Here is an 11,130-nt window from a genome sequence, read left to right as displayed (position 1 = left end):
GCGTTCTTCATCCTTGAGAAACAAAGACTGAGCATGACCGATTCGCTCAAGGGCAGTGCACTACCCGGCTACCGCATATTGCTCCCCTATTGATAATAGAGTGGGGTGATGGAGTAGGGCTGTTTGTCCGGCGTCCTCCAGGCACCTGTTGCCGGTATCAAAGATATTGGGATCGAATCAGATCCGCATCGAACGGCTTCAGCCCTTTATCTAGCGCAAACACTGCCTCTGCCTGCTGCGGCGAATCCACTCGTTCTCCCCGCGCTCGAGCATGTAAGTCGAACAGCGTTTCCAGATCCGGCCGTGGTGTATGCACCAAGGCTCGCAGCATCAATGAAACCCCGCTTAGGTTTTTGTCGACGTTGTTCCACCGGGGAGATGAAGTTAGCCCCAGATCGGCCCAGACCACGCGTCGTTCCTGTAAGTCCATCACGAATGGCAGACAAATTACTGTGTCGGAGGCGATATCGATGCGGTCGACTACGGAGCGTGGCTCGAACACTTCACCCGACGCCGTGTCGTTGCGGGCCATCCATCCGGCGAAGCATTCCGGAAGATCGCAATACGGCTGCTGAGTAAAGGAATTGATGGATGTGACGACATAGCGGATACCTTTCTCGACCAGAACATCAAGGTCGAGGTCGATGAACTCCGAAGCCCCGTCGGGCGCGTCGACGATGTCGCCGCTGTGATAGCCGCCGTAACCCTTCAGGTTGTAGTACGCGACCGTATCTTTGAACACGAAATTGGCGTCGAAAAATGCGGCGGACAAGTCGATGTCCGTACGAGCACGACCGTTCTTCCACCACAGAAACAGTCGAATGAAACGTGTGTCGGGCATTGGCAGCCGACTGCCCCGAACGAGGGTTCGCAGCGACTTCGATGAGGCACGCTGAGCCAGCGGCACCTTGTATTCGCGTAATGCTGGATCGACGTAACAGCGGCCTAATGGCGGTAGCAGCGCAAAACGATTTACCAGAGCGTCTTCGCAGATGCGAGCAGCGCGCGCCAACAGTTCAGGTGAAAGAGGCTCTCGGTGATCCCTGATGGCATAGACTTTGGCGAATGAACCTTTCGGTGTGAACGCCCGCAGGGGCAAGGGGCGCGGGGCGCGAACCTGGGCCAGCACCTGCAACAGCACAGGCGAGGACACTCGTGCTGCAACCGCCTCAAACGCGTCGAGTACCGAGTCTGCTTCCGTCGCGCGGCGCAGGGTCACATCCAGTCTTCGTGCGAACTCACCTGGACGGCTTTGTAAAAGGGGCGTAAGCGCGGTGATGTCACGCTGGGCCAGCAATGTTTCGACACGTGAGTTAAATGTGACGGGCGGATCGTTACGGCGCGCTGCCGTGATAGCGGCTAAGGCTCGAGGATACTTATCGCCGTAATCGCCGGGATGTAGTACTTCAGCCAGACGCTTCCAGCGCTCAGCATGGCGCATCACGTCTTCTGCAGCGTTGGGTATGTTATCGAGCAGGCGCAAAAATAGACGGCGCATCGAGCGCTTCATTGCTTTGAAGCGTGTCGTAGCTGTCGTCAGCGACACATCTGCGCCACTCAACGCGACTGCCAGTCGTAGCACGTCAGTTGCGGTCTCGACGTTTCGTTGCAGGAAGGCGTCCACCCTTGCATCGGTGGCGACATACCGGATCAGTGCGCCGCCAACCTGTGCACGGATCTCCCGGAACGGAATGGTCTCAGGCAGCAAGCGGAACACATCGCTTTTGTACTCTCGAATAAACCAGACTACATCGGCCGTTTCTTCTTCAGAGAGCGAAGTGCGCGATGAAACCAGCGGCTCAAGCAGTGACTCGAATTCAGAGACGCTTCCCGGTTCGATAACGCGGGATATGAAGTTGCCTTCAAGCATCGGAGGTCGAGCGTGTTCTGTTGCTGGTAAGCGCCAGAGCGTGAGGTAGTGGATGACGGCGTTAAGGTACAACTCCGCCTGGGAGGCCGTCAGAACCTGCTCCGGGAAGTCAGGATAAAACGGCCGGTGATGCACGTGAGCACCAGTCTGCCGTCGAAGCACTCTGATAATTTCGCGTAGCCAGTACTTCAGCTCTGTAGCTGACAACGTGCCGATTTTCTCAATCAGAGACTCTGACAGTACGCATCGGAACGCCGCGATTTCCTGGACAGCCGACGCGACCTGGGCGCGCGTAGCACCGCCAGAGCCCATCGGGACGTGAACTTTGCTGCGGCGACGCAGGAACAGCTCCTGATTCATACTTGAGTTTCTCCTTTGATCGCCGTCATGGACGAGCTGCAGCATCGTGTCTACAGCAGATATAAAAACGCCTGCAAGAAAGCAGGCGCAGTGTGGAGAGCGAAACCCCTAGGTCATAGGAGGTTTAGAAGGAAGGTGTTCCATAGCCACGGCGGCATTCTACGTAAGGTTGTCTCTGTTTGTCAGGTGGTTGCCTGTCTCAACGGTAACAAGCTGCTTCGGTAGAAGATTGGTTACTACCGATCAGCCTCAATCAGGGATCCGGCTACGCAATATCAGCCCGGTATCGGACAACCGTTGAGACATGTCCTTCAGGTTGGCGAATGCGATGTCATTCACCCGCTGCCACGCAGGTCGGTGGAGGGAGACCTTGCCGTCACTTGATCGAGTGATCGGTGTGCGTTGCAGCATGCCTTGTTTGCTGCGGTGGATCAGCGTGTAGCGCTCACCTGTTTTTTCGAACAGATACATGCCGCGCCTGTACAACAGATTCTCCAGCGTTTCTTCGGTCCAGGTCACCTCGGGTGCGGGCATTCTCAAGCGCAGATCGGCACGCAGAAGATCTGGATTGCCTTGCCTGACGGTGCCGCCGGGCGAGCTGCCGCGTGGTACTTCAATACCCGGATCGACATCCACGCCCAGCTCTTCACCGGCGCCGACTTCATCGATTCGCAAGCCTATTCCCCCCTTCAGTTCACTGATGCCCAGCAGTCCTCTGAAGGTATTGGTGCTGTTAGCATCGGTTACTACGATCCATTTTCCCGGGCTGTTGAGGTAGACGTCACCGGTCATGATGTCGTTGGTCAGGAAGGTGTTCATCATTTGCTCGTCGACGGAGGGCAGCGGTGTTTTCATTTTGTAGCTGGCGGCGCAGTCGATCGCCTGGACCCGAACCCCGTTCGCTCGCGCGACCTGGACCAGTTCCAGTGGGTTGAATCGACCGGCGGGATCGGTGCCCAAGCTGTTCAGGTAAGTGTGTAAATCCGCAGTCATATTGCCGCTGATGAAGTAGCGGTTCAGTTCCACTTGAGCGAAGTCACTGAGCAGGCCGCGCAGGTAGAGGGTTTTCACGTGTCGGGCCAGCGCCGGCATGTTTTCGATCAGAAAACCCATGCTGGCAATGCGATCAAGGGTTTCTGCGACCACCAGTCCGGAGGCACTTTCAAAAACGCCATCGAAAAGATCGGTCAGTGGCATCAGCCGGTTGATCTCGGGTATCACCGGGCGCGGGGGCTGGATGACCCACGGCAGGTTCTTGAAAAAACCTCGGGCTGAACTTTGCAGAAGTTGGCGTTTGCCGGCGGCATACAACTCGAACGGATCGTCCATGGCGAAACCGCCGGCACCGTCGGGCTGCAACCGGGCATGGGTTTCGTTGAGGTTCAACGCCCAGGCTTTTATCGAACGGCGTACCGACGGTTCGATGTCAAAGGCACTGGTCACCGGGCGTGGGGGCCGCGATGTCGAGGGTTGCGGTTCTTCTGTCGGTTGCACGGGCGTTTCGGGCGAGGCAGGTTCGAAGGTGTCGAGTTCGAGATCCGGAGTGCATTGTTTGCCCATGCACTGGCCGCCACCCTTGAGACCCAAGGCTGGCATGCGCTCCCATTCTCCTTCGCCATTGAGACGCACAGGCAGCGAGTGGACAAGCTGGTTTGGGCGCTCAGGGTCGACGATCGCCCAGTCGCCGCTGCCTTGAGCATTGGCGAAGTAGCGCACATAGTACGGCGTGTCATTCATCAGAATGGCATAGGGCGGATCCGAGTCGAGGCGGTAGACACCCTGGAATTTCCCCGACTCTTCGCCGAGCGCTGTGCCATCAAGCAACTCGTTGCATTGGTAGCGTTCGGGCACCGGAGGCGGTAGGGCGTTTTGCGCCGGAATTAGCGTCGTTTCATCGATATTTGGCAGGGTGATGTCGGCATCGTCCGGCACCATGATCGGCTCTTGGTAATCGGCTTCGGCAGAGGCATTCAAGGCTTCGCTGTACTCAGCCATTTCGGCGGCTTCTGCCGCCTCGACCTCGGCGCCAACCTCCAGCATCGGCCCGGTGCCGATCAGCAATGGAAGGTTGAATAACAGATTGAGACCACTCAAAACCGCACCCAGCACGCCGGCCTTGCGTTCGGCCCTTGTCCTGCCGTTTTGTGCCTGATCGATATTCAGACCCATGCTGGCAAGGGTGGCGCCAATCACCGGTAACGCCAGCGGCCAACCGACGGTGGCCATCGGCGCAAATACCTTGAGGCCCGCACTCAGATAACCGATCCACAGTTTCTTGCGCAGATCGCCATTGGACGTCAGGGACAGGTGGGCTTCAGCAAACATCGCCTGACGTGTCGAGTCACGCAGCCAACTGAATGCATCATCGCTCAACTCCTGGTTTGTGCGGTTGATCAGGTGATGGTCGGCCCGGCCCCAGGTGGCCACCAAGCGATTCATCAGATCGGGCATGTTCTCGCTCATGTGCTGACGATCGGCGAGGGCAAAATGCTCCAGGAAGGTCGCGCGGCGTTTGGCGTCGTTCAGTTGATCCAGAACCCACCAATGCAGGTCTGCCGGCGTTTCCTTGACCACGAACGCTGCGGTCTCACTCGGCAGATAGATAATCTGCCGACCGGCAGAATCGACGAAGCGTAGCAATTGCGTGGAGATATGCCCGTCAATGTCGAAGGCGAACACATTCCCCGTTGTTGTGTGGCTTGCTTGCAACGTGCTCAGGGTGACCGGCCAGCTGACCGGTCCCACCACTGTGTCCACCAGCCATTGAAAGTCACTGCGGGTGAGTTGCCCAAGGTCCAGCGCCTGCACTGCACGGCTGAGGAAATTGCATTTGGCCAATGTGCGGAAATCCTCGCCGTGGCTGTTCCAGAAGTCCGTCAGCGTGGCGCTGTAGTGCCCACTGAAATCGAGGCTCCAGAACGCCTTCAAGACCTCGTTGCCGTGCAGGCACACCTGGTTTTTTTCGTCGAAATTCTCGCCCTGCGGACCTTCGCTGTAGAAGCCGCCGTACAGATCGAGCAGGTCGGCGTTGTCCTGGTCGGTGGCACGAAAACGATGAATGACCAGCTGTGTCAGGGTCATCGATTCGTAGGGTTTCTCGCGGATGTGCTCCCAGCCGGTAAACGAGCGAATGCTGCTCTGGGCCGTCTTGAAGCGATGGAAATAAACCTCATCCGGGTCGAGGCTCGACAGGCCTTTTGCTTCCAGCAGATCACGGGCGGCTTCATGGGCGGCGTCCTGCAGTCCGGGGCAATTGTGCACGACGGTATAGGCGATTCGCTTCAGAACCGCCTTGTCTGCCGCGTTAGGCAGAAGGCTTTGTTGGGTGGCGTACATGCTTTCTCCATCCTTGAGAAATGAAGGCCGAGCATGGCCGATTCGCTCAAGGGGAGTGCACTACATATGTACCGCACATGATCGTTGGAAACGTGTCGGGGTCAGCGCCGTGCCACGTCGGAAAAGTAGAATTTGTCGAGGGTGTGGCGGGATTCGGTGTACTCGAACTGACGCCCGTCCTGGAGGAAGGTCTGGTTGCTGACCACGATCACATGGCTCTGGCCATCGAGGTCCAGGTGCAGTTGATCATCCTTGCTGCGCGGCACCGCTTCGATGGTGCGTTGGGCGTAGGCAATCTGTAGCTGCAGGGTCTGCTCGATATGGGCGTAGATCGATTGCTCGGCGATGTCGAGGGACAGGCCGGGAATCACTTCGCTGACGAAGTGGTTGATGTCGAGGATCACGCGTTTACCGTCGATCCGCCGCACACGTTTGATTCGGGTGATGAGGCTGCCGGGTTCGGCATGGATGTGTTCGAGCAGGGCGCCTTCGAGCGGGATCTGGCTCAGCTCGACCACTTCGGTGCTGACATCGTTGCCCAGGCGCGGATAGGTTTCCTGAAAACTGACGATGCCGCCGAGCTGAAACTCGATCGGGTTGGTCGACAGCACAAAGGTGCCCTTGCCGTGGATTTTCTGCGCAAAGCCGCGCTCCTGAAGCAGTTCAATGGCTTTGCGCACCGTGCCTCGGCTGGCCTGATAGCTGTCCATCAGTTCGGTTTCGGAAGGCAGGCGGGCGCCGCGCTCCAGGCGTTCAGTCGTGATGCTGGCCAGCAGATCGCTATAGATCTGGTTGTATTTGCTCATGGGTAGGCTCGGTGCCGACTGTGCTCAAAGCTTCGAACCTTAAGGCCAGGGTAGGGCTTTGTCCATGTGGGCGATGGAAATCACCCTAAGGCAGGGTAGGAAAATTCGCCTTCGGTCTGGCAGGAACATACATAAACAAACTCGTCTGTACGAGTTGTTGCATTAACTCGTACAGACGAGTATTTTTCGCTTCGACGTGCTGCCAATAACAACAATCCATAGCGGAAGAACTAGCATGAGCCACGACTATCCGAACATCACCAGGCAATTGCTGCAAAGCCTCGGCGGCAGCGACAACCTCGAACAGGCCGCCCATTGCGTCACGCGGTTGCGGCTGGCCCTGAAAGATCCGGGCCTGGTCGACAGTGCCATGCTCAACCAGATCGACCTGGTCAAAGGCTCGTTCTTTACCGGTGGCCTGTATCAGGTGGTGATCGGTCCGGGCGAAGTGGAAAAGGTCTATGCCGAACTGCGTCGTCAGACCGGTCTCGCGGCGTCGACGATCGCTGACGTCAAACAGAAAAGCACTGAAAAGATCAACGCCATGCAGCGTCTGGTGCGGGTGTTTTCCGACGTGTTCATGCCGATTCTGCCGGCGCTGATCATTGCCGGCCTGCTGATGGGCATCAACAATCTACTGGGTGCCAAAGGCATGTTCATCGACGGGCAGACCCTGCTCGATGCCTACCCGAAACTCGATGGGCTGTGGAGCCTGATCAATCTGATGGCCAACACCTCGTTCGTGTTTCTGCCGGCGCTGGTGGGCTGGTCGGCGGCCAAGCGCTTCGGCGGCAGCGAGATCCTCGGCATCGTCCTCGGTCTGATGCTGGTGCACCCGGATCTGCTTAACGCCTGGAACTACGGCAAGGCCGTTGCCGGGCTGGACGGGCAGCAGTTGCCGTACTTCGACATTCTCGGATTGTTTCAGGTGGAAAAGGTCGGCTATCAGGGGCAGATCTTGCCGATTCTGCTGGCCGCTTACGTAATGAGCGTCATCGAAAAATGGCTGCGCGCGCGCGTGCCCAACGCCATTCAGTTACTCGTGGTACCGATCACCACCATCGTCGTTACCGGCGTATTGGCGCTGGCCGTGATTGGCCCGGTAACCCGCCACATCGGCATCTTCATCACCGAAGGGCTGGTCATGCTGTTTGACCTGGCACCCATGGTGGGTGGCGCGATTTTCGGTCTGCTGTATGCGCCGCTGGTGATCACCGGCATGCACCACATGTTTCTCGCGGTCGACCTGCAATTGATCTCGACCCAGGGCGGTACCTTCATCTGGCCGATGATCGTCATGTCCAACCTTGCTCAGGGCAGTGCCGCCCTGGCGGTGTTCTGGATGACCCGTAATGCACGGGACAAGAGCATGGCGTCGACTTCGGCAATCTCTGCCTACTTCGGTATCACCGAGCCGGCGATGTTCGGCGTCAACCTGCGCTACAAATTTCCGTTTTATGCCGCGCTGACCGGTTCGGCACTGGGCTGCGTGTTCCTGTCGCTGAACAAGGTTCAGGCCTCGGCCATCGGCGTCGGCGGACTGCCGGGGTTCATCTCGATCATCCCGCAGTACATCCCGATGTTTGTGCTGGGGATGCTGATTGCCATGCTCGTGCCGTTTGTTTTGACCTGTGCATTGAGCATGAAGATCGTCCGGCCCGGTTATCGGGTTGCCTGAACAATCGCTTTCGCGAGCAGGCTCGCTCCCACAGTTGATTGCATTTCAATCTGGGCGCGAGCCGCACGGACTTATTGAAGGAGTTGTGCCATGCAAGACTGGCAGCGTTCGGTGATCTACCAGATCTATCCGAAGAGTTTTCATAGTCACGCCGGCAACCCGACGGGTGATCTGCTCGGTATCGTCGCCAAACTCGATTACCTGAAGTGGCTGGGCGTCGACTGTTTATGGATAACGCCATTTCTGCGTTCGCCGCAACGCGATAACGGCTATGACATCAGCGATTACTACGCCATCGACCCGAGCTACGGCAGCATGGCCGACTGCGAATTGCTGATCGCCGAGGCGGGCAAGCGCGGGATCAAGCTGATGCTCGACATCGTGGTCAATCACACCTCGATCGAACACGTCTGGTTTCAACAGGCGCGCAGCAGCCTCGACAACCCGTACCGTGACTTCTACATCTGGCGTGATCAGCCGAACAACTGGGAATCCAAGTTCGGCGGTTCCGCCTGGGAGTACGAAGCCCAGACCGGTCAGTATTACCTGCACCTGTTCGACCACACCCAGGCCGACCTGAATTGGGACAATCCCAAGGTGCGCGCTGAAGTGTTCCGGATGATGCAATTCTGGCGAGACAAGGGCGTCGGCGGTTTTCGCCTGGACGTGATCAATCTGATCTCCAAGCCTGCGGACTTCCCCGAAGACGACAGCGATGGCCGACGCTTTTATACCGACGGGCCGAATGTCCACGCGTACTTGCAGCAGATGCACCGCGAAGTCTTCGAAGGGCACGACCTGATCAATGTCGGCGAGATGTCATCGACCAGCCTCGAACACTGCATTCGCTATTCGAATCCGCAGTCGAAAGAGTTGTCGATGACCTTCAACTTTCATCACCTGAAAGTCGATTATCCAAACCTGCAGAAGTGGGTACGCGCCGACTTCGATTTCCTTCAGCTAAAGAAAATTCTGTCCGACTGGCAGACCGGCATGCAGGCGGGTGGCGGCTGGAACGCGCTGTTCTGGTGCAACCACGATCAGCCGCGCGTGGTCTCGCGCTTCGGCAACGACGGCGAGTACCGCGAATGCTCGGCGAAGATGCTCGGCACCGCACTGCACTTTCTGCAGGGCACGCCGTTCGTGTATCAGGGCGAAGAGTTGGGCATGACCAATCCGGGGTTCGAATCGATCGAGCATTATCGCGATGTCGAGACGCTGAACATTTTTCGCCTCAAGCGCGAGGCCGGCAGCAGCGATACCGACAACATGGCAGCGATCATGCAGAAATCCCGCGATAACGGGCGCACGCCGATGCACTGGGACGCCGGGCCAAACGCCGGTTTCAGCCGTGTCGAACCGTGGATCGGAGTGCCGGCCAATGCTGCGCAGATCAACGTCGCAAACCAGCTCGACGACCCGGACTCGGTGTTGCATCACTACCGCCGTCTGATCGCGCTGCGCCGCAGTGAACCGTTGATCACCGACGGGCTGTACCAACAATTACTGCCCGAACATCCGCAGGTCTGGGCGTATGTGCGTGAAGGTGACGCCGAGCGTTTGTTGGTGGTGAACAACTTCTACGGGACAACCTGTGAAGTGGAATTACCGGCGACGGTCATCAGTGAATCGATGAGCCAGCGCCAGTTGATCAGCAATTATCCAGAGGGCGCGTTGCGCAAGCGCCAGGTGACGTTGCGACCTTACGAGTCCTTCGTCCTGCACCTGATCGATCCCTGACCTTTAACTAAAAAAACAACGTTCAAAAAACACGCAGAGCACTGCGCGGGGGATTTCTGCGCGCCGAATTCATGCAACCAGACAATAAAAACAATGGGGTGGCTTATGAAAACAACAATAAATCGCAGCCTTGCAGTCGCAGGTTTTTGCCTGGCCTTACCGCCAACGTCACAAGCGCTGGAGTTTGGCGGCTACCTGCGCAGCGGTGTCGGCACGTCAGTCAACAGCAGCGGTCAGTCGTGCTTCCAGTTACCGGGTGCGCAGACCAAATATCGCTTGGGTAACGAATGCGAGCAGTACGGCGAACTCGAGTTGCGGCAGGACCTGTACACCCTTGACGACGGTTCGGTACTGAGTGTCGACGGCATGGCCTCGCTGTATAACCGTTACGACCGCAGCCCCACGTTCAAAGACGACAATGGTTCGATCCGCTTGCCGCAGGCCTACGCACAGTGGTCGGCGATGCCCGCGCTCAACGGTGGTTCATTGTGGGCCGGACGCCGTTACTACAAGCGCAATGACATCCATATTTCCGACTTCTACTACTGGAACCAGAGCGCCACGGGGGGCGGGGTCGAAGACGTGTTGATCGGCGATCTGAAATACAGCTACGCCTTCTCGCGCAAGGACAACCTGTACCAGAAGGACTACATCAATCGGCACGACTTCAACATCGCCGGTTTCAAGACCAATCCTGGCGGTGAGCTGGAGTTCGGCTTGAGTTATATCGACAAACCCGACAGCCGCGATGCCCACCGGGGCTGGGCGATCACCACGCAACATGTGCAGACGGATTTTCTCGGCGGCAAAAACAAACTGGCGCTGCAATACGGTGAAGGGCCGGGCACCGGACTGGGTTATACCGGCAACGTCAAATTGGACGACAGCAATAAAAGTTATCGAGTCGTCGAGTTTTTCGACTGGCAGGTGACGCCGCGCTTCGGTGGCCAGATTGAAGCGGTGTACCAGAAAGACATCCGCCCGGACGGTGTCGACCAGAACTGGATCTCGCTGGGGGTGCGACCGACTTATGCGCTCAGCGAACACTTCAAACTGGTCACCGAGCTGGGTCACGATCAAGTCGAAGCTCCGGGGGGTACGCGCAAACTGAGCAAATTTACCTTTGCCCCGACCTGGTCGCCGAAAGGCCCGGAGTTCTGGGCGCGTCCCGAGGTGCGGCTGTATTACACGTACGCCACCTGGAACGAGGCGGCCAAACGGGCGGCCAACGAACTGGCCAAAGGCTCGGCACTCTCCGACACCGGCGCCTTCGGTAGCGCTCGCCACGGTGCGAATGTCGGATTGCAGGTCGAATACTGGTGGAAATAAGCGATGCTGAT

The 11,130-nt window shown here is 57.8% G+C and carries 6 protein-coding genes; 3 read left to right on the top strand and 3 right to left on the bottom strand.

Annotation, left to right across the window (positions count from 1 at the left end):
* Positions 1 to 157: 157 nt before the first annotated feature.
* The 3 genes from AB4N74_RS18110 to treR form a co-directional block, all read right to left on the bottom strand.
* Positions 158 to 2,230 carry a TerD family protein gene (locus AB4N74_RS18110; protein ID WP_460096826.1) on the bottom strand — a complete coding sequence of 691 codons (2,073 nt, stop codon included), beginning with the start codon at positions 2,228 to 2,230 and terminating at the stop codon, positions 158 to 160.
* 249 nt (positions 2,231 to 2,479) lie between these two features.
* On the bottom strand, positions 2,480 to 5,566 hold the full coding sequence (locus AB4N74_RS18105) for a membrane-targeted effector domain-containing toxin (RefSeq protein ID WP_460096824.1): 3,087 nt from the start codon (positions 5,564 to 5,566) through the stop codon (positions 2,480 to 2,482).
* 101 nt (positions 5,567 to 5,667) lie between these two features.
* Positions 5,668 to 6,372, bottom strand: coding sequence for a trehalose operon repressor (gene treR, locus AB4N74_RS18100; protein WP_034156275.1), 705 nt, complete (start codon positions 6,370 to 6,372; stop codon positions 5,668 to 5,670).
* A gap of 235 nt (positions 6,373 to 6,607) precedes the next feature.
* On the opposite strand from treR, the gene treP reads away from it, so the two are divergent.
* The 3 genes from treP (at position 6,608) to AB4N74_RS18085 (ending at position 11,119) form a co-directional block, all read left to right on the top strand.
* Positions 6,608 to 8,050: a PTS system trehalose-specific EIIBC component gene (treP, locus tag AB4N74_RS18095; RefSeq protein WP_095125902.1), complete on the top strand. Its 1,443-nt coding sequence runs from the start codon at positions 6,608 to 6,610 to the stop codon at positions 8,048 to 8,050.
* 90 nt (positions 8,051 to 8,140) lie between these two features.
* The gene (gene treC / locus AB4N74_RS18090) at positions 8,141 to 9,790 is read left to right on the top strand and encodes an alpha,alpha-phosphotrehalase (RefSeq protein ID WP_095125901.1); all 1,650 of its coding nucleotides are present in this window, start codon (positions 8,141 to 8,143) and stop codon (positions 9,788 to 9,790) included.
* A gap of 105 nt (positions 9,791 to 9,895) precedes the next feature.
* The gene (locus tag AB4N74_RS18085) at positions 9,896 to 11,119 is read left to right on the top strand and encodes a maltoporin (protein ID WP_095125900.1); all 1,224 of its coding nucleotides are present in this window, start codon (positions 9,896 to 9,898) and stop codon (positions 11,117 to 11,119) included.
* Positions 11,120 to 11,130: the final 11 nt, after the last annotated feature.

The organism is Pseudomonas sp. H3_C08 (genome assembly GCF_054669455.1).
This window is presented reverse-complemented; position numbering and strand designations above follow the sequence as displayed.